At 71.8% G+C, this 23354-nt stretch carries 21 protein-coding genes; 10 read left to right on the top strand and 11 right to left on the bottom strand.

Going from position 1 to position 23354, the window contains the following annotated elements; genetic code table 11:
• The first annotated feature begins 63 nt into the window (after positions 1 to 63).
• Complete coding sequence (locus tag LQK89_RS15855; RefSeq protein WP_231049656.1) at positions 64 to 957, top strand: endo alpha-1,4 polygalactosaminidase; 894 nt, start codon at positions 64 to 66, stop codon at positions 955 to 957.
• A gap of 157 nt (positions 958 to 1114) precedes the next feature.
• Here LQK89_RS15855 and LQK89_RS15850 read toward each other — a convergent pair whose 3' ends face one another.
• The 4 genes from LQK89_RS15850 to LQK89_RS15835 form a co-directional block, all read right to left on the bottom strand.
• On the bottom strand, positions 1115 to 1474 hold the full coding sequence (locus LQK89_RS15850; RefSeq protein ID WP_058742823.1) for a GntR family transcriptional regulator: 360 nt from the start codon (positions 1472 to 1474) through the stop codon (positions 1115 to 1117).
• Positions 1475 to 1508: 34 nt separating this feature from the next.
• On the bottom strand, positions 1509 to 2150 hold the full coding sequence (locus LQK89_RS15845; RefSeq protein ID WP_231049655.1) for a DUF1684 domain-containing protein: 642 nt from the start codon (positions 2148 to 2150) through the stop codon (positions 1509 to 1511).
• A 64-nt stretch (positions 2151 to 2214) separates the two neighbouring features.
• The gene (locus LQK89_RS15840) at positions 2215 to 2694 is read right to left on the bottom strand and encodes a hypothetical protein (protein WP_058742811.1); all 480 of its coding nucleotides are present in this window, start codon (positions 2692 to 2694) and stop codon (positions 2215 to 2217) included.
• Between the two features lie 70 nt (positions 2695 to 2764).
• A complete protein-coding gene (locus tag LQK89_RS15835; RefSeq protein WP_058742812.1) occupies positions 2765 to 3397 on the bottom strand; it encodes a GNAT family N-acetyltransferase in 633 nt (210 codons plus the stop codon).
• A gap of 110 nt (positions 3398 to 3507) precedes the next feature.
• On the opposite strand from LQK89_RS15835, the gene LQK89_RS15830 reads away from it, so the two are divergent.
• Positions 3508 to 4128, top strand: coding sequence for a hypothetical protein (locus LQK89_RS15830; RefSeq protein WP_174777322.1), 621 nt, complete (start codon positions 3508 to 3510; stop codon positions 4126 to 4128).
• Between the two features lie 50 nt (positions 4129 to 4178).
• A complete protein-coding gene (locus LQK89_RS15825; RefSeq protein WP_058742825.1) occupies positions 4179 to 4481 on the top strand; it encodes a DUF427 domain-containing protein in 303 nt (100 codons plus the stop codon).
• Between the two features lie 26 nt (positions 4482 to 4507).
• On the opposite strand, the gene LQK89_RS15820 is transcribed toward LQK89_RS15825, so the two are convergent.
• The 6 genes from LQK89_RS15820 to LQK89_RS15795 all read right to left on the bottom strand — a co-directional run bounded on the left by LQK89_RS15820 (position 4508) and on the right by LQK89_RS15795 (position 9796).
• Positions 4508 to 5761 carry an Nramp family divalent metal transporter gene (locus LQK89_RS15820; protein ID WP_231049654.1) on the bottom strand — a complete coding sequence of 418 codons (1254 nt, stop codon included), beginning with the start codon at positions 5759 to 5761 and terminating at the stop codon, positions 4508 to 4510.
• Positions 5762 to 5834: 73 nt separating this feature from the next.
• Entirely contained in the window at positions 5835 to 6530 is a 696-nt protein-coding gene (locus tag LQK89_RS15815) for a CGNR zinc finger domain-containing protein (RefSeq protein ID WP_058742815.1), read from the bottom strand.
• A gap of 47 nt (positions 6531 to 6577) precedes the next feature.
• Entirely contained in the window at positions 6578 to 7039 is a 462-nt protein-coding gene (locus tag LQK89_RS15810) for a SprT-like domain-containing protein (RefSeq protein ID WP_058742816.1), read from the bottom strand.
• Complete coding sequence (locus LQK89_RS15805) at positions 7036 to 7878, bottom strand: hypothetical protein (RefSeq protein WP_058742817.1); 843 nt, start codon at positions 7876 to 7878, stop codon at positions 7036 to 7038. Before LQK89_RS15805 ends, LQK89_RS15810 begins: the two co-directional genes overlap by 4 nt.
• Positions 7879 to 7996: 118 nt before the next feature.
• On the bottom strand, positions 7997 to 8743 hold the full coding sequence (locus LQK89_RS15800; protein ID WP_174777325.1) for a hypothetical protein: 747 nt from the start codon (positions 8741 to 8743) through the stop codon (positions 7997 to 7999).
• A 210-nt stretch (positions 8744 to 8953) separates the two neighbouring features.
• Complete coding sequence (locus tag LQK89_RS15795; RefSeq protein ID WP_231049653.1) at positions 8954 to 9796, bottom strand: spermidine synthase; 843 nt, start codon at positions 9794 to 9796, stop codon at positions 8954 to 8956.
• Between the two features lie 132 nt (positions 9797 to 9928).
• On the opposite strand from LQK89_RS15795, the gene LQK89_RS15790 reads away from it, so the two are divergent.
• The 6 genes from LQK89_RS15790 (at position 9929) to LQK89_RS15765 (ending at position 20842) form a co-directional block, all read left to right on the top strand.
• Positions 9929 to 10429: a hypothetical protein gene (locus LQK89_RS15790; protein WP_231049652.1), complete on the top strand. Its 501-nt coding sequence runs from the start codon at positions 9929 to 9931 to the stop codon at positions 10427 to 10429.
• On the top strand, positions 10426 to 11595 hold the full coding sequence (locus LQK89_RS15785) for a sensor histidine kinase (protein ID WP_231049651.1): 1170 nt from the start codon (positions 10426 to 10428) through the stop codon (positions 11593 to 11595). Before LQK89_RS15790 ends, LQK89_RS15785 begins: the two co-directional genes overlap by 4 nt.
• The gene (locus tag LQK89_RS15780; protein ID WP_231049650.1) at positions 11592 to 12245 is read left to right on the top strand and encodes a response regulator transcription factor; all 654 of its coding nucleotides are present in this window, start codon (positions 11592 to 11594) and stop codon (positions 12243 to 12245) included. The genes LQK89_RS15785 and LQK89_RS15780 overlap by 4 nt, the downstream gene beginning before the upstream one ends.
• Positions 12246 to 12542: 297 nt before the next feature.
• Positions 12543 to 13088 carry a hypothetical protein gene (locus tag LQK89_RS15775; protein ID WP_231049649.1) on the top strand — a complete coding sequence of 182 codons (546 nt, stop codon included), beginning with the start codon at positions 12543 to 12545 and terminating at the stop codon, positions 13086 to 13088.
• 336 nt (positions 13089 to 13424) lie between these two features.
• Positions 13425 to 16913, top strand: coding sequence for a DNA-directed RNA polymerase subunit beta (gene rpoB, locus LQK89_RS15770; protein WP_058741132.1), 3489 nt, complete (start codon positions 13425 to 13427; stop codon positions 16911 to 16913).
• Positions 16914 to 16960: 47 nt separating this feature from the next.
• On the top strand, positions 16961 to 20842 hold the full coding sequence (locus LQK89_RS15765) for a DNA-directed RNA polymerase subunit beta' (protein WP_058741131.1): 3882 nt from the start codon (positions 16961 to 16963) through the stop codon (positions 20840 to 20842).
• Positions 20843 to 20981: 139 nt separating this feature from the next.
• On the opposite strand, the gene LQK89_RS15760 is transcribed toward LQK89_RS15765, so the two are convergent.
• Positions 20982 to 21347 carry a VOC family protein gene (locus tag LQK89_RS15760; RefSeq protein ID WP_058741130.1) on the bottom strand — a complete coding sequence of 122 codons (366 nt, stop codon included), beginning with the start codon at positions 21345 to 21347 and terminating at the stop codon, positions 20982 to 20984.
• Positions 21348 to 21664: 317 nt separating this feature from the next.
• Here LQK89_RS15760 and LQK89_RS15755 point away from each other — a divergent pair, with 317 nt between their 5' ends.
• Complete coding sequence (locus LQK89_RS15755) at positions 21665 to 23335, top strand: GspE/PulE family protein (RefSeq protein ID WP_144804159.1); 1671 nt, start codon at positions 21665 to 21667, stop codon at positions 23333 to 23335.
• Positions 23336 to 23354: the final 19 nt, after the last annotated feature.

Raw genomic sequence — 23354 nt, 5'->3', positions numbered from 1 at the left:
GCATAGCGGGCGGCCCGTGATCGCGGGGATGGCCGTTCGCCGAGCGCGTGCGATGATCCCGGAGTGCGCCCCCGCAGGACCCCGCTGACCCCGACCAAGGCCGCCGTCGCCGCGGTGGTGACGGCCGTCCTCGTCGCCCTCGGTGCGACGGCCTGCGCGGGCGGTGGTGCCCCGACCGCGACCGCGCCGATCGGTCGGGCCCCGGCTCCCACCGGGTCCGCGGCGGTCCGGGCCTTCCCGACGTCCGGGCTGCCGGACTACCAGCTCGGCGGTCCCTACGCGCCCCCGGCCGGCGTGACGATCGTCGAGCGCGACAGCACCGCGCACCCGGCGGCCGGCACGTACTCGATCTGCTACGTGAACGGCTTCCAGACCCAGCCCGACGAGACCGACGCCTGGCTGTCCGACCACCCGGACGCGGTCCTCCGGGACGACGACGGCGAGCCCGTCTCGGACCCCGGCTGGCCGGACGAGGTGCTCCTCGACACCACCACCGCCGCGAAGCGTGCCGAGGTCGTGGGTGTCCTGCGGCGTGACGTCGCGCGGTGTGCCGACCGCGGGTTCGACGCCGTCGAGTACGACAACCTCGACTCGTGGACCCGCTCCGGGAAGCGCCTGACGCGGGCGGACAACCTCGCGCTGGCGTCGGCGCTCGTGCGGCTCGGGCACGAGCACGGCCTGGCGGTCGGGCAGAAGAACACCCCGCAGCTCGGGGCGTCGGGACGCACGGCGACGGGCTTCGACTTCGTCGTCGCCGAGGAGTGCATCCAGTACCAGGAGTGCGGCGCGTACACGGCGGCCTACGGGGACCGCGTGCTCGACGTCGAGTACGCGGACACGCTCGACCGGTCGTGGTCGTCGGTGTGCGCGATGCGCGACCGTCCGCCGATGACGATCCTGCGGGACCGCGACCTGGTCACCCCCGACGACGACGCGTACGTCTTCGAGCACTGCTGACCGCGCCGGTCCCGTCCGCTTCCGTCCCGCAAGACGCAACGTGGGCGGTTCCTCGCAGCGCGATGTCGCTGCGCGAAACCGCCGTGGTTGCGTCGTGCGATCGGGAGTGCGGGTGACGGCCTGGAGGATCGGGGCCGGGTCGCGCAGACCGGTCGCGTCAGGCGGGCCAGGCCTCGCGCAGGGCGGCTGCCGCCTGGTCGGCGGACAGGCCCGCCTCGCGCGCCACGGCCACGAGGGCGCGTGCGGCCTCGGCGACGCTGTCCGGCACGGCCGCCGGGCGCACCACCCGGGTCCCGGCGCCCCGTGCGGTGTGCACGAGACCCGCCTCCTCGAGCAGCTGGTACGCCCGGGCGACGGTCCCGGCGGCCAGCCCGAGCTCCTCGGCCAGCGCCCGGACGCTCGGCAGCCGCTCGCCGTCCACCAGGTAGCCGGCCCCGATCTGGGCCGCGATCTGCGACCGCACCTGCTCGAACGGCGGCACCCGGCCGCCTGCGTCCAGGGCCACGAGTCCCGTCATGCGCTCCACCCTTGCGTCCCGTCCCTGCGTTCGGTCAGAAGTCGTACTGCTCGCCGACCGGGATCGGCACGGCGACGGTGTTCCCGGGCGGCGCGAGCGGGCACGCCCACGCCGGGTCGTACGCGCACGAGGGGTTGTACGCGAAGTTGAAGTCGAGCACGAGCTCGCCGTCGTCGCCCCCGAGGTCCGCGCCCTTGATCGTGTCGAGCAGGTACCGGCCGCCGCCGTAGGTCCCGCGCGCACGACCGGCGCTCGCGTCCTTGACCGGGACGAACACGCCGCCCGCGTAGCCGCCGTGCGACCACACGTCGAGCGACCCGATGCCGGGGAGCCGGACGACGCCGAGCCGGTCGAAGTGCACCGTGCCGTCCGTCCCCGTCTCGACGTCCATCGCCAGTGCCTCGGCGGGCTCGATGCGGGCCCGGAAGCGCCATTCGGGGTCGTAGTCCGGCACGGGCAGGGCCTCGAAGTCGCGGGCGTCCTCGTCCAGCAGCGGACTCGCCGGGTGCTCGCCGAACATGGCGTCCCGGGTCTCCCGCCACATCGCGTGCGCGGTCTCCGGGTCCGAGGTGGCGCGGACCCGCCGGTAGAGGTCGAAGGTAATCCGCCGCCAGTCCACGGTGGCCAGCGTGCTGTGCACGCGGTCACGGGCCCTCGGCTCCTGCGTCTGGCTCACGGGTCGAGCGTACGCCGCGGTCCGTCGACGGTGCCAGCGCCGCGGCGACCTCGGGCGGCGATCGTCAGCGCGGGGCCCGCCAGGTCGGTGCGAGCTGTCGCATCCGGAGCGCCCGCCACTGCCAGATCACCCACATGCCCGGCCAGAGCGCGAGCCCGAGGATCGCCGGACGCATCCGGTAGGTCAGGCGGTCGAGCAGCAGGGTCCGGCCGTCGCCGAGGTCGACCGTGGCCATCCGGTGTGCCATGTCCATCCGGCCGAACAGTCCGGACACGCCGCCGCCGTTGTCCCGCTGCACCGGGACGCCCTGGACCTCGTACAGGTCGATGTCGACGTGCGTGTCCCCGCTCGGCACGACGCCGAACGCCGCGGCCGTGATCGGCTCGGCCCTACCAGGGGTCCAGCGCTCCGGGAACCCACCAGCCGCGCGCGACCGGTAGACCAGGAACGGCTTCGTGACGGCGACCATCACCGACGGCGACAGCAGGGCGTCGCGGACGGCGTCGACCGGGGCGTCGAGGACGATGCGGAGACCGACGTGCATGCCGGTGACGGTACGCGGCGACGCTGGGACGCCGGGGTCGGGCCGGCACCGGCCTTCGGAGGAGCCGGGGTCAGGCGTGTCGGGCAGCGCGGCGACGCGAGCCCTCGGCACGGTCCCGGGTGCGCAGCCGCTCGGACAGGGCGAGGCGCACGGTCGGCCACTCGGCCGCGGTGATCGAGAACACCACGGTGTCGCGGAGCGTGCCGTCGCGACCGATCGAGTGACTGCGGAGGACACCGTCCTGCTTCGCTCCGAGCGAGGCGATCGCCGCGCGTGACTGGTGGTTGTGCCAGTGCGTACGGAACTCCACCGCGATGCACTGCCAGGCGTCGAACGCGTGCGAGAGCAGGAGCAGCTTCGCCTCGGTGTTGATCCCGGTGCGCTGGGCCGCCCGGGCCAGGAACGTGTGGCCGATCTCGACCCGGCGGTTCACGGTGTCGACGTTCATGAAGGTCGTCGCCCCGACCACGCGCCCGGTCGGCCGGTCCCGCACGGCGAAGGGCAGCATCCGCCCCGCGGCGTGCTCGGCGAGACGACGCTCGATCTCGGCGTCGACCGCGTCGGGGGCGGGCACCGACGTGTACCAGGTGCGCCAGAGGTCGCCGTCCGAGACCGCCGTCCGCAGGTCCTCCGCGTGCTCGGCCTCGAGGGGCTCGAGGGTGACGCGGTCGCCGTGCAGGGTGGGGACGGTGGCGATCTCCATGGTCACCGATCCTACGGTCGGGCGATGGGTGCCGAGGCTGCTCGACCACACCTGTGGAGACCGGGCCTGTGGGAACGGACAGCCGGACCGCGGCCGCTATCGTGTCGCGGGTGGCAGCACGCATGCAGGAGCAGTACCAGGTCCGGTTCGCGTGGGGGACGCCCGGCGCCGAGCGCATCGCCCGGGACGCGCACCTCGTCGTCTGGGTGGACGTCCTCCCGGACCGCCGCGGCACCGCACCCGTCGAACGGCTGCGCGCCCTGCGCGCCGCGGTGACGGGCGTGCCGGACGGCCCAGAGGTCGTGCTCGGCCACCTCGGCGACGCGACCGCCGTCGCGGAACGCGTGACGCGCCTCCAGGCCGAGCGTGGTGACCGGTGCGTGGTCGCGATCGTCGCCGCCGGGCGCACGCACGCGCATCCCGACGCCGCCGACGACGCGGGCGAGACGGCGGACCGCGCTGATGCACCCGACCAGGCCGTCGAGGACCTGCTGGCCGCCGGTGCCGTGGTCGACGCCCTCGTCGCGGTCGGCATCGACCACACCTCACCGGAGGCCGCCGCCGCGTGTGCCGCGTTCACGGGACTGCGCCGAGCGGTCCGGCACCTCGTCAGCGCGGCCGAGGGGGCCGCGGTCCTGGACCCGGAGGACGTGCGGACGGCGCTCGCCGCCGGACCGGACCTCGTCACGCTGCGACCGGCCGCGCAGCGGGAATCGGGTCCGCGCGCGTAGCGTTCCCGATCGCAGGCGTCGACCGGGCGCCGTGAGTGGAGGAGCACGTCATGAAGGCAGTCGTCGGCGACACCGTGATCGCGGAGGCCCCGCAGGAGGACCTCATCCAGATCGAGGGGAACTGGTACTTCCCGCCGTCGAGCGTGAAGCCCGAGTTCTTCAGCGAGAGCGACACCCAGTACCACTGCCCGTGGAAGGGCGACACGCAGTACTACACGGTCACCGTGGACGGGCAGCCGCTCCCGGACCGCGCCTGGTCGTACCCGACGCCGATCCCGTCGTCCTTCGACCGCGTCGGCAAGGACTACTCCGGGTACTACGCGTTCTGGAAGGACGTCCGCGTCGTCGACTGACGCGGTGTCCGAGCCGCTGGTCGCGCTCAGCCGGTGACGGTGAGCGCGACCAGTGTCACGTTCAGGGCCACGATCACGAGCGCGATGACCGCTGCGACGACCCGGGTCGCCACGGCGTTGACGTCGGTCCCCATGACGCTCCGCCGCGAGGTGTAGACGACCAGCGGCACGATCGCGAACGCGATGCCGAAGCTCAGGACGACCTGGCTCACCACGAGCAGCATCGTCGGGTCCACCCCCGCCGCGAGCAGGACGAGCGCGGGCACCAGCGTCACGAGCCGACGGACCGGGAGCGGCACGCGGACGTGCAGCAGCCCGTGCATGATCTCGGCGCCGGCCATGCAGCCGACCGAGGTCGAGGCCAGCCCGGACGCCAGGAGCCCCACCGCGAACAGCACGCCGACGACCGGGCCGACGTTCGTCTCGATCGCCCGCTGTGCACCGGGGATGGTGTCCGTGCCGGCGACCCCCGGCAGCGTCGCGGCGGCGAGGACGAGCATGCAGATGTTCACGCCGCCGGCCACCACGAGCGCGAGGGCGACGTCCCACCGCGTCGCGACGAGCACCCGGCGTCGCTCGGGTCCGGCCGGGACGTCGCCGTGGCGGTCCCGGGCGAGAGCCGAGTGCAGGTACACGGCGTGCGGCATCACGGTCGCGCCGAGCATCGACGCCGCGAGCAGCACCGAGCCGGAGCCCTCGAAGCGCGGGACGAGCCCGCCGAGCAGCTCCGTCGGGGACACCGGCGCGACGAGCAGCCCGGCGCAGAAGCCGACCGTCAGGATGGCGAGCATCGTCGTGACGACGGCCTCGAAGGTGCGGGTGCCGCGGCGGCTGTGCAGCGTCAGGATGAGCATCGAAACGATCCCGGTGACGAGCCCGCCGGCGACGAGCGGCAAGCCGAAGAGCAGGTGCAGGGCGAGTGCCCCACCGATCACCTCGGCCACGTCGGTCGCGGCGGCGACGACCTCGGCCTGGGCCCAGAACAGCAGCCGAGGGGTGCGGCGCATCCGGAGGCCCAGGTGCTCCGGGAGGGACCGCCCGGTCACGACGCCGAGCTTCGCGGACAGGTACTGCACGACGACGGCACTCGCGTTCGCGGCGACGAGCACCCAGAGCAGCAGGTAGCCGTACTGCGCCCCGGCCGTGAGGTTCGCGGCGACGTTGCCGGGGTCGACGTAGGCGATGGCGGCGACGAACGCGGGGCCGAGCAGCGTCAGGCCGGCGGCGCGCTTCGCGGGCGTGCGCTCAGCGGCACGCGGCGGGGTCGAGACGTCGGACATGCCCCCAGCATGCCAGAGGATTCGGCGTGCCGAATCTTTTTGTTCGGACTGCGTTCTGGTGGCTCAGGCCGGGTCAGGCCGCCGCGCGCCGTGCCCGGTGCGCCCGAACCTTCGCCCGGTTGCCGCACCGCTGCATCGAGCACCAGCGCCGGGTCCCGCCGCGCGAGGAGTCGTAGAACACCAGGCCGCAGTCGTCGGCCGAGCACCGGCTCAGCCGGGTGGCCTGCCCGTCCGCCGCGAGGTCGTCGAAGCCCACCTCGGTGAACAGGGCGACCGCATCCCGCGCGACGCTCGACAGCGCCTGCGCCAGTCGGACCCGGTTCGCGCCGGCGCGACGACGCCCGCCGGGCAGGCTCGGCGGCACGTCGGGCAGCGCGGCGAACAGGTTCACGGTGTCGATGTCGTCCGGGGCCGGACGGGTCCGACCGGTGCCCGCGCGGAGGCCGGCGCCGATCGCGGTCCGCTCGGCGGCGGTGGACGCGGGGGCCGGAGCGGCGGCGACCGCGAGGCGGCCGATCGCGGCCCGGAGTGCCCGGGCGTCCTGCAGCTCCCGCGCGGTCGCGCCGACGTCGATCGGCTCGGTGTGGTCGCCGAGCCACTCGTCCAGGTCGGCCGGGGTCACGAGCAGCTCGCCGAGCCGGGCACGGGGGCGCCGGGCGTCGGGGTCGTCCGCGAAGCCGCCGGTGTGCGCGAAGTCCAGGGCGATCCGACCGGCGTCGAAGAACCACGACGACCCGCTGTCCGTCCGGATGTGCTGCCCCGTGTGCATCCGTCCAGGCTAACGGCTCCCCGGCGCGCCTCCACCGGTGGACCCGATCATGCGGTAGCCGCGCGGCGCTCCCACGTGATGAGGTTCCGCGGGTCGAACCGCCGGGAGCACGTCGCGCACGCGAGCGGCCGGGTCGGGGTGCGGTACCGGAAGTGCTCGTGCCCGGCGGGGCACGTGCCGACCCACGGCGCGAGCTCCGAGGCCACAGGCCCGGCGTACAGCCGCGATCCGGTGTACCCGATGCCGGCGGCCGTCCGGCGCCAGGTGGGGCCGTGCCCGGCCCGGGGTCCGGCCAGGGCGTGCGCGACCTCGTGGAGCAGGACCTGCTCGACGTCGGCGTCCGACACCCGTGCGGTGATGTGCCGGCTCACGGTGATGCGGTGCCGGCCGAAGTCGCACTGTCCGGCCCGGGTCTTCGCGTGGTCGAACGCGAACGTCCACGTGCCGTGCCCGAGGTGGGCGGCGATGAGCTCCTCCGCCCGCCGTCGGACGACGTCGGGCGCGGTCACCGCAGGTCGTCGCCGCGGTCGTCCCGCGGTGCCTGGCCCTTCTGCGCGGCCTTCGCGGCGATCCGGCCCCAGATGTCGTCGGCGTCGGTCCGGGCGGCGTCGGGAGCGCCGAGCACCCGGCGGCGCACCGGGGGCACCTGCTTCACGGGCTCGGCGACGCGGGTGGTGGGCGTCTCGTCCTCGGCCCGGCGTGCGGCGACCTCACGGGCCGTGCGGGGCTGCTCCGTCTGCTCCCGCGGCTGCGCGGCGACCGCGCGGAGCGCCGCCTCGATCGCCGTCTGCAGGGCGTCGGTGCGCTCGGACGGGGCACCGGCCTGCCGGAACGCCTGGTACGCCCGGGACAGTGCGGACCGGGCCTCGTCGAACCGCGAGAGCTCGAACAGCGACCAGCCCTCGAGCTCGGCGGCGGCGCCCTCGAGCTCCGGCCACTCCTCGGTCCTGGCGGTGTCCCGGGCCATGGCGGCCTCGGACGCGGCACGCTCGTAGCGCCCGAGGTCGTGCAGCACGTGGGCACGTCGGATCCGCGAGGCGACCTTGTCGGACCGCTCCCCGGTGAACATCGTCAGCCGGAAGACCTCCTCCGCGACCACGAGGGACTCGTCGAGCCGCCCGAGCAGCCGGAGGAGCTCGGCACGTTCGGCGAGCGCCTCGGTGCTGCGGCTCTGCCCGAGGTCACGGAGGCGCTGCTGCACGGCCTCGGCGTCGACGGCGGGGCGCAGGCTGATCGGCGCGAAGGTGCTCCCCGGGCTGACCCCGGCGGTCACCGGAGCGGCATGGCGGGGCTCCCGGGCGCTGTCGGCGCGGTCGGGCTGCTGGCGGTCGTCGGGCGGGAGGGACATCGGTTCGAGGGTAGCCGCGGCACCCCGAGAGCGGGCGGTGCCACGCGCACGGGGGGCACGAGACACGACGACGGCCCGCCCTGCGCGCGCAGGACGGGCCGTGGTCTCGCGGTCCGGGTCAGGTCAGCTGCGAGCCGAGCGCCACGGCGAAGACGATGTACAGCACCACCGGACCCAGGACGGCGAGGACCACGGCGACGACGCCGAACGCGCGCCCGCGCTTGGTGACGATGGCGATGATGCCCTGCACCAGCGCCCAGAGCCCGAGCACCGTGCCGATGAGGATCGCGATGCCGGCACCACCGCTGCTGGTGAGGATCGTCGGGTCGTTCATCAGCTGGCGCTGCAGGTCCTCCTGCCCCGACTGGGTCGCCGCGGACCCGTTCAGGATCGCGTCGCGGATGGCGCTGTTCGCGCCGAACGCAGAGCCGAACACCGTGCCCGCAACGACCGCGAGGACGACGGCCACGAGGGCGAGCACGAACGCCACGACGCCGACGGTCTTCTTCTTGCGCTTCGGCTCGTCGTACGACTGCCACGCCGGGGCGTTCGCGCTGGTCGGTGCGGCCGCGGCGGCGTAGGGCTGGTGCGACCCGTGCTGCTCGCCCCACGTGGGGGAGTCGGCCGGGCGGCCGTCACGGTCGCCGTGCTGCTCGCCCCACCGCGGCGCATCGGACCGCTCGCCGTACCGCGGAGCGTCCGCTCGCTCGTCGCTGCGCTCCCCGTACCGCGGGGCGTCGTCGCGCTCGCCGTAGCGGGGCAGGTCCCCGGCGCGGTCGGCCGACCCGTGCTGCGGTGCCTCGCCCCAGCTCGGTGCGCGGCCGTCGCCCGTCCGGTCCTCGTTGCTCCGGTCGTCGTTCGTCATCAGGGGACTCCCTTGCTCGGTCGCGCTGCTGCGCGGTCGTGTCCCCCATCCTGGCAGCCGACGTCCGCCCGCGACCGGATCCGTCCGACCGGACGCGCGGACCGTGTCCCCCGGGTGGTCCGGCCGGTACCGCCACCCACCGCAGCGGCATCCGCCGCCCCGGCCTGGAGGATCGTGGCCGCGCCCCCCGCCGCGCGCGCCCACCCGGCGTCAGCCCCCGAACACGCTCCGGTTCGGCTCCGGCGACGCCACCGCCGTCTGGTCCGTGACGACCGGTGCCCCGGCCGTGAACGCCCGGAGCTCGGCCCCGTGCACGACCTTCGACGGCAGCGGGTCGGACGAGTACCGGCGGGGCATTTCGGCCACGGGCAGCTCGGACGGCGAGCCGAGCAGCACGATGTTCCCGAACCGCCGGCCCTTGAGCATCCCGGTGTCCGCGACGGCCGCCACCGAGGGCAGCACCGCCTGCAGGGTCGCCGCCTGCCCCCGGGCGAAGGCCAGCCCGGCGCCGTCCGCGACGTTCACCGCGACGATCCCGGTGGGCGACAGGAACTCGGCGACCGACCGGTAGAACTCGACACTCGTCACGTGCGCCGGGATCCGCGAGCCGCCGAAGACGTCGACGACCGCCAGGTCCACGGTGCCGCGGAGCCCGGCGGGCAGCTTGCCCACGACCTCGCGGGCATCGCCGTACCGGACGCGGATCGACGCCCCTCGGGGGAACGGCAGGGCCTCGCGGACGTGGTCCACCAGGTCCCGCTCGAGCTCGACGACCTGCTGCCGGGACCCCGGCCGGGTCACCGCGACGTAGCGGGGGAGCGTCAGGGCGCCCGCGCCGAGGTGCAGCGCCGTGATCGGCCCACCGGGGAGCAGGTCGATCGCGTGCCCGATCCGCCGGATGTACTCGAAGGCCAGGTGCGTCGGGTCCTCGAGGTCGACGTGCGACTGCGGCGTCCCGTCGACGACGAGCGTGAAGGACCCCGGGCGGTGCCGGTCCGGCTCGACCGAGGCCCACCCTGCACCGATCCGGAACCCGTCGAACGCATCTGCCATGCCCCCATGGAACACCACCGCCGATCCCCACCCGGACCACCACCCACGGGTGGTGTGCTCGCCGCCGTCCGCTCGCGAGGCTGGTGTCACCGGTCGGGGACCCCCGCCGGTCGACCACCGGAAGGGGACACCGTGTCCGTCCAGCTCCTCGCGAACATCGTCATCGGCCTCGCCCTCGTCGGGTTCCTCGCGTACCGCCAGGCCACCTGGCAGTACCTCGACCCGGCCCGGGTCTGGCGGACGCCGCTCGTCCTCGGCGTCGTCGGGATCGTGGTGCTCGCGCAGTCCGCCGCCGCGGTGACGACGCTCGACGTGCTGTTCCTGGGCCTCGAGGCCCTCGTGAGCGTCGCCGCCGGCCTGGCGATGGGCGGCATGACGCGCTTCCGGACCGCCGCTGTAGCCGACGACGAGGGCCGCACGCTGCAGGCCCGCACGGGCTGGGCCGGGGCCGGGCTCTGGCTGCTGCTCATCGTCGTCCGGGTCGGTCTCGACGTGCTCGGCGGCCACCTCGGCGCGCACCTGCTGACCTCCACGGGTGCGATCCTCCTGGTCCTCGCGCTCAACCGGGCCGCCCGTGCCCTGGTCGTCGACCAGCGGATCCCGCGTGCCGCCCGCGGCATGATGGTCCGGTGACCGCCGGACCCGGACCCACGAGGACCGCCGCCCGGACCGACCCCGTGCGGGGCCGGTCCGGCTCCGCGCTCACCCGCGTCCTCAACCTGTCCGGCATCGTGGTCGTCGGGTACTGGTTCGTCCGCGCCGTGCTCGATGACGGAACCCCCGCGTGGGTGTTGATCCTCGGGGTGGTGGCGCTCGCCGCGTGGCTGCTGCGGGTCGTCGCCCGGACCGAGCGGGTGCTCCTCGTCGCGACCTGGTGCATGGTCGTCGCCGGCTCCGCGGTCGTCGTCCCCTCGCGCACCGTGATGATCGCGATCCCGCTGGTCGCCGTCGTCGTGATCGGCGCGAGTCGGCTGCAGCCGGTGTGGGCCGGTCCGGTCGCGGCGGTCGTCGCCGTGGTCCTCGTCGCGGGGACCGCCGCGGCACTCGCCGCCCCGGTCTCGGTCGTCCTCGGCACCGGCGCGGGCGTGCTGCTCGCCGCCGTGGTCGGCTTCAGCCGCCGGCAGCTCCGGGTCGCCGAGGAGCGCACGCGCCAGGCCGAGGCCGAGCAGCAGCGCGCTCAGCTCCTGGCGGACCGGGCGCGCACCGCGCGGGACGTGCACGACGTGCTCGCCCACTCGCTCGGCGGGCTCGTGCTCCAGCTCGACGCGGTGGAGGCCCTGCTCGAGGCCGGCCGCGTCGACGAGGCCACCCGACGCGCGGGAGCCGCCCGCGCCCTCGCCGCGAGCGGGCTCGCCGAGGCCCGCCGGGCCGTGCACGCGCTGCGCGACGACACCGTCCCGCCCGCCCCGGAGCTCCCTTCGGACCTGCCCGCCCTGGTCGCGGCGCACCGCTCCTTCGGCGGGACCCTCACCACGCACGGCGACCAGGCGCTCGCCGCCGTCGACGCGGCCCACCGGCACGTCGTGGTCGCGGCCGTCCGGGAGGCACTGAGCAACGCCCGCAGGCACGCCCCCGGCCGACCCGTGGTGCTGTCGGTCGACCGGGACGGCTCCGCCGTGCGGGTCACCGTGACGAACCCCCTCGACCCCGCCGGGGGAGCGGGCGGTCCCGGCGACGGACACGGGCTCGCCGGGATGCGGGAGCGCTTCGCCGAGCTCGGCGACGACTCGGCGGTGGAGGCCGGTGCGGCTGGTCCCGAGTTCGTCGTCACGATGCGGGTGCCGGCGGTGACCGCGTGACGATCCGGGTGCTCGTGGTGGACGACCAGGCGATCGTGCGGGACGGTCTGGTGACGGTGCTGTCGCTCGTCCCCGACCTGCAGGTGGTGGGCGAGGCCGCGGACGGCGCCGAGGCGATCGCGATGGTCGCCGCCGACCCGCCGGACGTCGTGCTCATGGACCTGCGGATGCCCGGGACGGACGGCCCGACCGCGACGGCGTCGATCGCCCGGTCGCACCCGGGCGTCGCGGTGCTCGTCCTGACCACCTACGCCGACGACGACTCCATCGTCGGCGCGCTCCGCGCCGGTGCGCGCGGGTACCTGACGAAGGACGCCGGACGCGCGGAGCTCGCGACGGCGATCCGGGCGGTCGCGACCGGGCAGGCCACCTTCGACGCCGAGGTCGGCGCGCGCCTCGTCGCCCAGCTCGCCGCCCCGTCCCCGACCGCCCCGAGTACGCACGCTCCGACCGGGCTGCGGGACCGCTTCCCGGAGCTGACCCCGCGCGAGGCGGACGTGCTCGAACGCATCGCGGCCGGCCGGACGAACCCGGAGATCGCCGCCGAGCTGTTCCTGACCGTCCCCACCGTGAAGTCCTACGTCAACCAGGTCTTCGCGAAGCTCGGCGTCCGCACCCGCGCGGAGGCCGTCGCACTCGTCCTGCGCTGACCCCGGCGCGACACCACGGCCGACCCAGCCGACGTCAAGGGTCGTCACGTACCGTTCACCCGGTCGTCACCCGACAGGTGTCGAGCAATCCGCCTGTCGACGTGACCACGACGCGGCCAGGACCCCCACCGCACGCCACCCTCCCCACGCGGGTGCCGCACGGACCGGCCCTCCCCGCGCCGCCGGCGTGCGCCACGCGTGCGCCGCCCCCCTCGACGTGCGACGGCGCACCGCCCCACGCGTGCGCCGAGCTCCCCCTGCGCGGCACGCGACCGGCCCCACCCGCAGGAGTACCCCGTGACCGACACCGTGAACGTCCCGACGTTCCGCCTCGCCGAGGCGACCCGACCCACCCGGACCACCCGTGCCTCCCGGCCGACCACCACCCACGCGCCGGTGGCCGCCGACGGCGAATCAGCACCCACCTGGATGCGCGCGCTCGGCGCGGTCCTGCTGCTCGGCGGCGGTGCGCTGACCGCTGCCGTGCTCGGCTGGCCCGGTGACGCACCGGAGGTCGCGCTCCTGGTGCCCGGTGTCGTGGCGCTCGTCGGCGGTGCCCTGTTGCTCCTCGCGCGGACGCGCATCGCGGTGACCGACACCGAGGTCGTGCTGCGCTTCCGGCCCCTCCCCGCACGCCGGATCGACCGTCGGCGGATCGCCGACGTCGCGGTCGTCGAGGCGGACGCGGCCACCTACGGCGGGCTCGGCCTGCGCGTCCGACGAGGCGTCCGTGCCCTCATCCTGACGCCGGGACGGGGTGTGCGCATCACGGACGACCGCGGCCGCGTGACGTTCGTGCGGGCCGCGGAGCCGGAGCGCGTCCTGCACGCGCTCGACGACTGAGATCGGGCCCTGCGCCGGGTGGCCGGCGCCTTATACACGCCTGCGACGAATCCGGTCAAGCCAGGACTGGACAGCGCGGGTCAGGGCGACCTATGATTGCAGTTCGCGCTCCCTGGCATTCGTGTGTCGTCATATTGCGGTCGAACACGCGCCCTGGTGCAGCCGGTCCCGTATATGGCGGCGGGTCCCGCTCACCGATCTTCGCACAAGTCCAACCGGACGCTCGTCCGGCTGTGCACCGTGTGTCGGTCCCGGGGTCGCGCCGAGCGATCAATCCACTCACCTACGTGCTGCTCGTCAGTACCGGCCCGACGGGGCCTACCGGAGGTCACACCCTTGGCTGCTGCGCCCAACGCATCCACCAACCCCAAGAACGGTCGCAACCACTCGCGACTCTCGTTCGCCAAGATCACGGACACGCTCACGGTCCCTGATCTGCTCGCACTCCAGACGGAGAGCTTCGACTGGCTCGTCGGCAACGACGTCTGGAAGGCCCGCCTGGCCGAGGGACAGGAGCAGGGTCGCACCGACCTCGCACTGCACTCCGGCCTCGAGGAGATCTTCGAGGAGATCTCCCCGATCGAGGACCTCGGCGAGACGATGCAGCTCTCGTTCACGTCCCCGGAGCTCGAGGACCCGAAGTACTCCATCGACGAGTGCAAGGAGCGCGGCAAGACCTACGCCGCTCCGCTCTACGTCAACGCCGAGTTCATGAACCACATGACCGGTGAGATCAAGACGCAGACCGTCTTCATGGGCGACTTCCCGCTCATGACCGAGCGCGGCACGTTCATCATCAACGGCACCGAGCGCGTCGTCGTCTCGCAGCTCGTCCGCTCGCCGGGCGTGTACTTCGAGCGCCAGCAGGAGAAGACGTCCGACAAGGACATCTACTCCGCGCGCATCATCCCCTCGCGCGGTGCCTGGCTCGAGTTCGAGATCGACAAGCGCGACCAGGTGGGCGTGCGCATCGACCGCAAGCGCAAGCAGTCCGTGACCGTCTTCCTCAAGGCCCTCGGCCTGACGAGCGAGGAGATCATGGAGGAGTTCCAGGGCTTCGCCTCGATCGAGTCGACGCTCGAGAAGGACGCCGTCCTGACGAAGGAAGAGGCGCTCAAGGACATCTACCGCAAGCTGCGTCCGGGCGAGCAGGTCGCCGCCGAGGCCGCGCGTGCGCTCCTCGACAACTTCTACTTCAACCCGAAGCGCTACGACCTGGCCAAGGTCGGTCGCTACAAGCTCGACCGCAAGCTCGGCATCGACGCGCCGCTGTCGGACTCGGTGCTCTCCGTGCAGGACATCGTCCGCACGATCAAGTACCTCGTCTCGCTGCACGCCGAGAAGACCACGCTCGACGGTGTCCGCGACGGCGAGCCCGTCCAGCTCCGCCTCGACGTGGACGACATCGACCACTTCGGCAACCGTCGCATCCGCGCGGTGGGCGAGCTCATCCAGAACCAGGTCCGCACGGGTCTGTCCCGCATGGAGCGCGTCGTCCGCGAGCGCATGACCACGCAGGACATCGAGGCCATCACGCCGCAGACGCTCATCAACGTGCGTCCCGTCGTGGCTGCGATCAAGGAGTTCTTCGGGACGTCCCAGCTGTCGCAGTTCATGGACCAGAACAACCCGCTCGCGGGTCTGACGCACAAGCGTCGCCTGTCGGCCCTCGGCCCGGGTGGTCTGTCCCGTGAGCGTGCCGGCGTCGAGGTCCGCGACGTCCACCCGTCGCACTACGGCCGCATGTGCCCGATCGAGACCCCGGAAGGCCCGAACATCGGCCTGATCGGCTCGCTCGCGTCCTTCGGTCGGATCAACTCGTTCGGCTTCATCGAGACGCCGTACCGCCGGGTCGTGAACGGTCAGGTCACCACCCAGATCGACTACCTGACGGCATCGGAAGAGGACGACTTCGTCGTCGCCCAGGCCAACGCGCCGCTCACCGACTCCTTCCACTTCGCGGACGACAAGGTCCTCGTGCGGAAGAAGGGCGGCGAGGTCGAGCTCGTCGGCAAGGACGAGGTCGACTACATGGACGTCTCGCCGCGCCAGATGGTGTCGGTCGCGACCTCGCTCATCCCGTTCCTCGAGCACGACGACGCGAACCGCGCCCTCATGGGTGCGAACATGCAGCGCCAGGCCGTGCCGCTCCTGCGTTCCGAGTCGCCGCTCGTCGGCACCGGCATGGAGGGCTACACCGCCATCGACGCCGGTGACGTCGTCACCGCCGACAAGGCCGGTGTGGTCTCCGAGGTCTCGGCCGACGCCGTGACCCTGCAGCTCGACGAGGGCGGCACGCAGACCTACTACCTGCGCAAGTTCGACCGCTCGAACCAGGGCACGAGCTACAACCACCGCGTCATCGTCTCCGCAGGCGAGCGCGTGGAGCAGGGCGAGGTCATCGCCGACGGCCCCGCGACGGAGAACGGCGAGCTCGCGCTCGGCAAGAACCTCCTCGTCGCGTTCATGCCGTGGGAGGGCTACAACTACGAGGACGCGATGATCCTGTCGCAGAACCTCGTGAAGGACGACACGCTCTCCTCGATCCACATCGAGGAGTACGAGGTCGACGCCCGCGACACCAAGCTCGGCAAGGAAGAGATCACCCGCGACCTGCCGAACGTCAGCCCGGACCTCCTGGCCGACCTCGACGAGCGCGGCATCATCCGCATCGGTGCCGAGGTCCGCCCCGGCGACATCCTGGTCGGCAAGGTCACGCCGAAGGGCGAGACCGAGCTCTCCGCCGAGGAGCGCCTGCTCCGTGCGATCTTCAACGAGAAGTCGCGCGAGGTGCGCGACACCTCGCTGAAGGTGCCCCACGGTGAAGAGGGCACGATCATCGGCGTCAAGGTCTTCGACGCCCAGGACGGTGACGACGAGCTCGGCTCCGGTGTGAACCAGCGCGTGGTCGTCTACATCGCCCAGAAGCGCAAGATCACCGCCGGTGACAAGCTCGCCGGTCGTCACGGCAACAAGGGCGTCATCTCGACGATCCTGCCGGTCGAGGACATGCCGTTCCTGGCGGACGGCACCCCGGTCGACATCGTGCTCAACCCGCTCGGCGTCCCCGGCCGCATGAACTTCGGCCAGGTCCTCGAGATCCACCTCGGGTGGCTCGCGAAGCAGGGCTGGAACGTCGAGGGCATCCAGGAGTGGGCGTCCGCCCTCCCCGAGGCCGCCCGCCACGCGGAGCCCGGCACGAAGGTCGCCACCCCGGTGTTCGACGGTGCGTACGAGCGCGAGATCGAGGGCCTCCTCGACTCCACGCTCCCGAACCGCGACGGGGAGCGCCTGATCGGCTCCTCCGGCAAGGCGCAGCTCTTCGACGGCCGCTCCGGCGAGCCGTTCCCGGAGCCCGTCTCGGTCGGCTACATGTACATCCTCAAGCTGCACCACCTGGTCGACGACAAGATCCACGCCCGTTCGACCGGTCCGTACTCGATGATCACGCAGCAGCCGCTGGGTGGTAAGGCGCAGTTCGGTGGCCAGCGATTCGGTGAGATGGAGGTGTGGGCGCTCGAAGCGTACGGCGCCGCCTACGCCCTCCAGGAGCTCCTGACGATCAAGTCCGACGACATCCTCGGCCGCGTGAAGGTCTACGAGGCGATCGTCAAGGGCGAGAACATCCAGGAGCCGGGCATCCCCGAGTCGTTCAAGGTCCTCATGAAGGAGATGCAGTCGCTCTGCCTGAACGTCGAGGTCCTCTCGGCCGACGGCCAGGCGGTCAGCCTCCGCGACACGGACGACGAGGTCTTCCGTGCCGCTGAAGAGCTCGGCATCAACATCTCCTCGCGGTTCGAGTCGTCCTCCGTCGACGACATCTGATCCCCGCCCGCACCGACACGTCTCGAACTCAGCAAGAGAGAAGAACATTGCTCGAAGCAACTTCCTTTGACGCCATCCGGATCGGTCTCGCGACCGCCGAGGACATCCGTCAGTGGTCGTACGGCGAGGTCAAGAAGCCGGAGACCATCAACTACCGCACCCTGAAGCCCGAGAAGGACGGTCTGTTCGGCGAGCAGATCTTCGGTCCGTCCCGGGACTGGGAGTGCGCCTGCGGCAAGTACAAGCGCGTGCGCTTCAAGGGCATCGTGTGCGAGCGCTGCGGCGTCGAGGTCACCAAGTCCTCGGTCCGTCGTGAGCGCATGGGCCACATCGAGCTCGCCGCCCCCGTCACGCACATCTGGTACTTCAAGGGCGTCCCGTCGCGCCTCGGGTACCTCCTCGACATGGCGCCGAAGGACCTCGAGAAGGTCATCTACTTCGCGGCGTACATGATCATCGACATCGATGAAGAGGGCCGTCACGCCGACATGCCCGGTCTCGAGAACGAGATGCGCCTCGAGATCAAGAACCTCGAGGGTCAGCGCGACTCGATCATCGCCGACCGCCTCAAGAAGCTCGAGGACGACCTCGCAGCGCTCGAGGAAGAGGGCGCCAAGGCCGACGTGAAGCGCCGGACCAAGGACACCGCCGAGAAGGAGATGTCCCAGGTCCGCAAGTCCTTCGACGAGGACATCACCCGCCTCGAGCGCGTGTGGGAGGACTTCCGCAACCTCAAGGTGGGCGACCTCAAGCCCGAGGACGCCGTCTTCCACGAGCTCCAGGACCGCTTCGGGATCTACTTCGACGCCTACATGGGCGCCGAGGCGATCAAGCTGCGGCTCGAGGCGTTCGACCTGGCCGCCGAGGCCGAGGCGCTGCGCCTGCAGATCGCCGAGGGCAAGGGCCAGAAGAAGATCCGCGCGATCAAGCGTCTGCGCGTCGTCAGCTCCTTCCTCGCCACCGGCAACTCGCCGGCCGCGATGGTGCTCGACGTCGTGCCGGTCATCCCGCCGGAGCTCCGCCCGATGGTGCAGCTCGACGGTGGCCGCTTCGCCACGTCGGACCTCAACGACCTCTACCGTCGTGTGATCAACCGCAACAACCGTCTCCGCCGCCTGCTCGACCTCGGTGCCCCCGAGATCATCGTGAACAACGAGAAGCGCATGCTGCAGGAAGCGGTCGACGCGCTGTTCGACAACGGTCGTCGTGGTCGTCCGGTCACGGGTACCGGCAACCGCGCCCTGAAGTCCCTGAGCGACATGCTCAAGGGCAAGCAGGGTCGTTTCCGCCAGAACCTGCTCGGCAAGCGCGTCGACTACTCGGGCCGTTCGGTCATCATCGTCGGCCCGCAGCTCAAGCTGCACCAGTGCGGTCTGCCGAAGCAGATGGCGCTCGAGCTGTTCAAGCCGTTCGTCATCAAGCGCCTGATCGACCTGTCGCACGCGCAGAACATCAAGTCGGCCAAGCGCATGGTCGAGCGTTCGCGTCCGCAGGTGTGGGACGTGCTCGAGGAGATCATCCGCGAGCGCCCCGTGCTGCTGAACCGTGCGCCGACGCTGCACCGTCTGGGCATCCAGGCGTTCGAGCCGCAGCTCGTCGAGGGCAAGGCCATCCAGCTCCACCCCCTCGTGTGTGCTGCGTTCAACGCGGACTTCGACGGTGACCAGATGGCCGTGCACCTGCCGCTGTCGGTCGAGGCCCAGGCCGAGGCCCGCATCCTGATGCTCGCGTCGAACAACATCCTCAAGCCGTCGGACGGCCGTCCGGTGACCCTGCCCGCACAGGACATGATCATCGGTCTGCACCACCTGACGACCGTCCGCGAGGGCGCCGTCGGTGAGGGCCGTTCGTTCTCCTCGGTCGCCGAGGCGATCATGGCGAAGGACCAGAACACGCTGGACCTCAACGCGATGGTGAAGATCCGCATGTCGGGTGTCCACTTCGCCGAGGGCGAGGCTCCCGAGGGCTACGAGGTGGGTCAGTCGATCCTCCTCGAGACCACGCTGGGCCGCGCGCTCTTCAACGAGACCCTGCCGGCGGACTACCCGTTCGTGCAGCGCGTCACCGACAAGGGCACCCTCTCCGCGATCGTCAACGACCTCGCCGAGCGCTACTCCAAGACCGAGACGGCCGCCGCGCTGGACCGGATCAAGGACGCGGGCTTCTACTGGGGCACGCGCTCCGGTGTGACCGTCGCTCTCTCCGACGTCGTGACGCCTCCGCGCAAGAAGGAGATCATCGCGGGCTACGAGGTCCAGGCCGCCAAGGTCCAGGGCGAGTTCGACAAGGGTCTGATCACCGACGCGGAGCGCCGCGCCGACCTGATCAAGATCTGGACCGAGGCCACGAACGAGATCGCGCAGGAGATGCGCGACAACTTCCCGATCGACAACACCATCAACCGCATGGTCTCGTCGGGTGCTCGTGGTAACTGGCTGCAGGTGCGCAACATCGCCGGTATGCGTGGTCTGGTGAACAACCCGAAGGGTGAGATCATCGCCCGCCCGATCATCAACTCGTACCGCGAGGGCCTGACCGTGGCGGAGTACTTCATCGCCACGCACGGTGCGCGCAAGGGTCTGGCGGACACGGCTCTCCGTACCGCCGACTCGGGCTACCTGACGCGTCGTCTCGTCGACGTCTCGCAGGACGTCATCATCCGTGAGGACGACTGCGGCACGACCCGTGGCCTCGAGCTGCCGATCGCGACCAAGGGCGAGGACGGCAAGCTCGTCCGCGACCCGCGCGTCGAGAACACGGTGTACTCGCGCACCCTGGCCGTCGAGGCCGTGGACGCGAACGGCACCGTGGTGGCCGAGGCCGGTTCGGACGTCGGCGACGTCCTGCTGGACACGCTGCTCGAGGCCGGTGTCGAGAGCATCAAGGTGCGCTCGGTCCTGACCTGCGAGTCCGCCGTCGGTGTCTGCGCGAAGTGCTACGGCCGTTCGCTCGCCACGGGCAACCTCGTCGACATCGGCGAGGCGGTCGGCATCATCGCCGCCCAGTCCATCGGTGAGCCCGGTACCCAGCTGACGATGCGTACCTTCCACACGGGTGGTTCGGCCTCGGCCGACGACATCACGCAGGGTCTGCCCCGCGTGACCGAGCTCTTCGAGGCCCGCACCCCGAAGGGCGCGTCCCCGATCGCCGAGGCCCCCGGCCGCGTCACGATCGAGGACACGGACAAGGGCCGTCGGATCATCCTCACGCCGGACAACGGCGACGAGCCGTTCATCTACCCGGTGCTCAAGCGTGCGACCCTCCTCATCGAGGACGGCCAGCACGTCGAGCTCGGCGAGCAGTTCATCGCCGGCACGGTGGACCCGAAGGAGGTCCTCCGGGTCAAGGGTGTGCGCGAGGTCCAGAAGCACCTCGTCAACGGCGTGCAGGACGTGTACGGCTCGCAGGGCGTGCCGATCCACGACAAGCACATCGAGGTCATCGTCCGCCAGATGCTCCGCAAGGTCACCGTCGTCGACCACGGCGACACCGACCTGCTGCCGGGTGAGCTCGTCGACCGGTCGCGCTACAACGCGCTGAACCGTGCGGCGCTGCAGGAGGGTCGCAAGACCGCCTCGGCTCGCCAGGAGGTCATGGGCATCACGAAGGCGTCCCTCGCGACCGAGTCGTGGCTGTCCGCCGCGTCCTTCCAGGAGACCACCCGCGTCCTCACGCAGGCGGCCATGGAGGGCAAGCAGGACCACCTCGTCGGCCTCAAGGAGAACGTCATCATCGGTAAGCTCATCCCCGCCGGGACGGGCCTCAGCCGGTACCGTGACGTGGACGTCGCCGCGACCGAGGAAGCCAAGGCGGAGCGGTACCCCAACCGCATCTTCGCCGACGACTCCTCGTTCTCGGACGCCGACCTGAGCTTCGTCGACTTCGACAGCTTCTCGTCGGACGACTTCACGCCCGGGACCTACAACTGAGCCTGAGCTGAACCCGGAAGGCCCCCGCATCCTCGGATGCGGGGGCCTTCCTCGTTGTCGGACCGGAAGTCACGTCTTCGGATCGGGAGACGGACTGGAGGATCGTGGCGGGCCCCGCCACGATCCTCCAGTCCGCCGGTCAGGCCGTCCGGCCCTTCTCGTCGACGAGCGAGTACAGGCTGAGCACGTTCCCGTCGGGGTCGCGGACGTCGAACCAGTCGACGGCACCGTCGACGCACTCGACCGGGCCGACGTCGATCCCGAGGGACCCGATGCGCGCGTGCTGCGCGCGCACGTCGTCGACGCCGAAGCGGACGGTCGCGGGGCGCTGCTCGGCGTCCGCGGCGGCGTACAACTGCAGCCAGATGCCGCCGATCTCGTACTCGACGACGCCGTCCTCCGGCTCGAGGTCGGGATCGGTGCGCTGGAACACGGCGCCGTACCAGAGGCACGACGCCTCGACGTCGCTGACGGGCAACCCCACGGTCACGCTCGTGATGTCCATGTCTCATCATGTCCCGCGGGTCCGGTCCGCGTCGAGGGTCGGACGCTGAACGTTCCTCCACAGCCGGGTGCTCGGCGCCGTCCGTCCACAGACCGCAGGCGGGGGTCACCGTCGCGTGGTCCGCCACCGCAGGATCGACGCATGGACGTCACCCGACAGCACCCGGCACCCCTGCTCTGGGGCCACCGGACACCCCGTCGCCCCCTCGTTGTGGGACTGCGGTCCCCGCGTTCCGCGGCCCTAGCGTGGACGAGCGCCGCGACGTCGCTGCGCCGACACCCGAACCCGAGCTCGACCCGAAGGAGTTCCCGGGGCACATGGCCACGCTCTCCGAGATCCTCATCCTCAACGGCGCCCTGCCGATCGAACACCTCGACTCCATGACCGGAGACGAGGAGATCGACGAACGGTCCATCCGCGCGCTCGTCGACCAGGGCGTCGTGAGCGAGGCGCAGTACATCACCGCCCGCGCCGCGTCGCACAACTCCCGCACGGTCCCGCTCACCGACTACCCGGTCGACGGCACCGCGGTGTCGATGCTCCCCGCGGCGCTCTGCCGGCGGCACGGCGTGCTCGGCATCGGGTTCGAGGGCGAGACCCTCGTGCTCGCGATGGTCAACCCGACGAACGTGCTCGCGATCGACGACGCCCGCACCGCGTCCGGCCGGACCGTGAAGCCGCTGCAGGTCGACGAGCGCGAGCTGCAGTCGGCGCTCGACCGCTACCTGCGCGCCGACGACGAGCTGAACGACCTGACCTCGTCCCTCGAGGAAGAAGCCTCCGCGCAGGCGAACCAGCAGGTGGACCTGACCGACGGTGCGCTCGACGACGTCCCGATCGTCCGGTTCGTGAACCTGCTCGTGTCCCAGGCGATCCAGGACCACGCCTCGGACATCCACATCGAGCCCGGGGAGCACGAGGTCCGGGTGCGCTACCGCATCGACGGCGTGCTGCACGAGATGGCACCGGCGCCGAAGAACATCCAGAACGGCGTCATCAGCCGGCTCAAGATCATGAGCGACATCGACATCGCCGAGCGTCGGAAGCCGCAGGACGGTCGCATGTCGGTGCGGCACGGCGGCCGGCAGATCGACCTGCGCGTGGCGACGCTCCCCACGGTGTGGGGCGAGAAGGTCGTCATGCGGATCCTCGACAACACGAACACGTCGATGACCCTGACCGACCTCAACCTGCTCGAGCAGAACTTCGCGGCGTACCAGCGGTCCTACTCGAAGCCGTACGGCATGATCCTGGTCACCGGGCCCACCGGCTCGGGCAAGTCGACCACGCTCTACACGACGCTCAACGCCGTCGCCCGTCCGGAGATCAACGTGATCACGGTCGAGGACCCGGTCGAGTACCGGATGGCCGGCATCAACCAGGTGCAGGTCAACCCGAAGGCCGGGTTGACCTTCGCCTCGGCGCTGCGGTCGATCCTGCGTTCCGACCCGGACGTGGTGCTCCTCGGCGAGATCCGTGACCACGAGACGGCGCAGATCGCGATCGAGGCGTCGCTGACCGGCCACCTCGTGCTCTCGACCCTGCACACGAACGACGCCCCGTCGGCCGTCACGCGGCTCACCGAGATGGACATCGAACCGTTCCTGGTCGGGTCCGCGCTCGACTCCGTCGTCGCGCAGCGCCTCGCCCGCCGGCTCTGCGACCGCTGCAAGGCGCCCGCGCAGTACACGCCGGCGCAGCTGCAGGCGCTCGGGTTCCTCGCGTCGGACGTCGACACCGTGCCGGAGTTCTTCGGGCCGGTCGGCTGCGCCGTCTGCTCGAACACCGGGTACCGGGGCCGCATCGCCCTGCACGAGGTCATGACCGTCACCGAGGAGATCGAGCGGCTCGCGGTCGCGCGGGCGTCGAGCGCCGAGATCAGCCGGGTCGCGCAGCAGCAGGGCATGCTCACGCTCCGCCAGGACGGGTGGGAGAAGGTCTTGCGCGGGATGACGAGCGTCGACGAGATCCTCCGCGTGGTCGCGTAGGCGGAGCAGGGACGACAGG

Source organism: Curtobacterium sp. C1, assembly GCF_021049325.1.
GTDB classification, from domain to species: Bacteria; Actinomycetota; Actinomycetes; order Actinomycetales; family Microbacteriaceae; genus Curtobacterium; species Curtobacterium citreum.
This window is presented reverse-complemented; position numbering and strand designations above follow the sequence as displayed.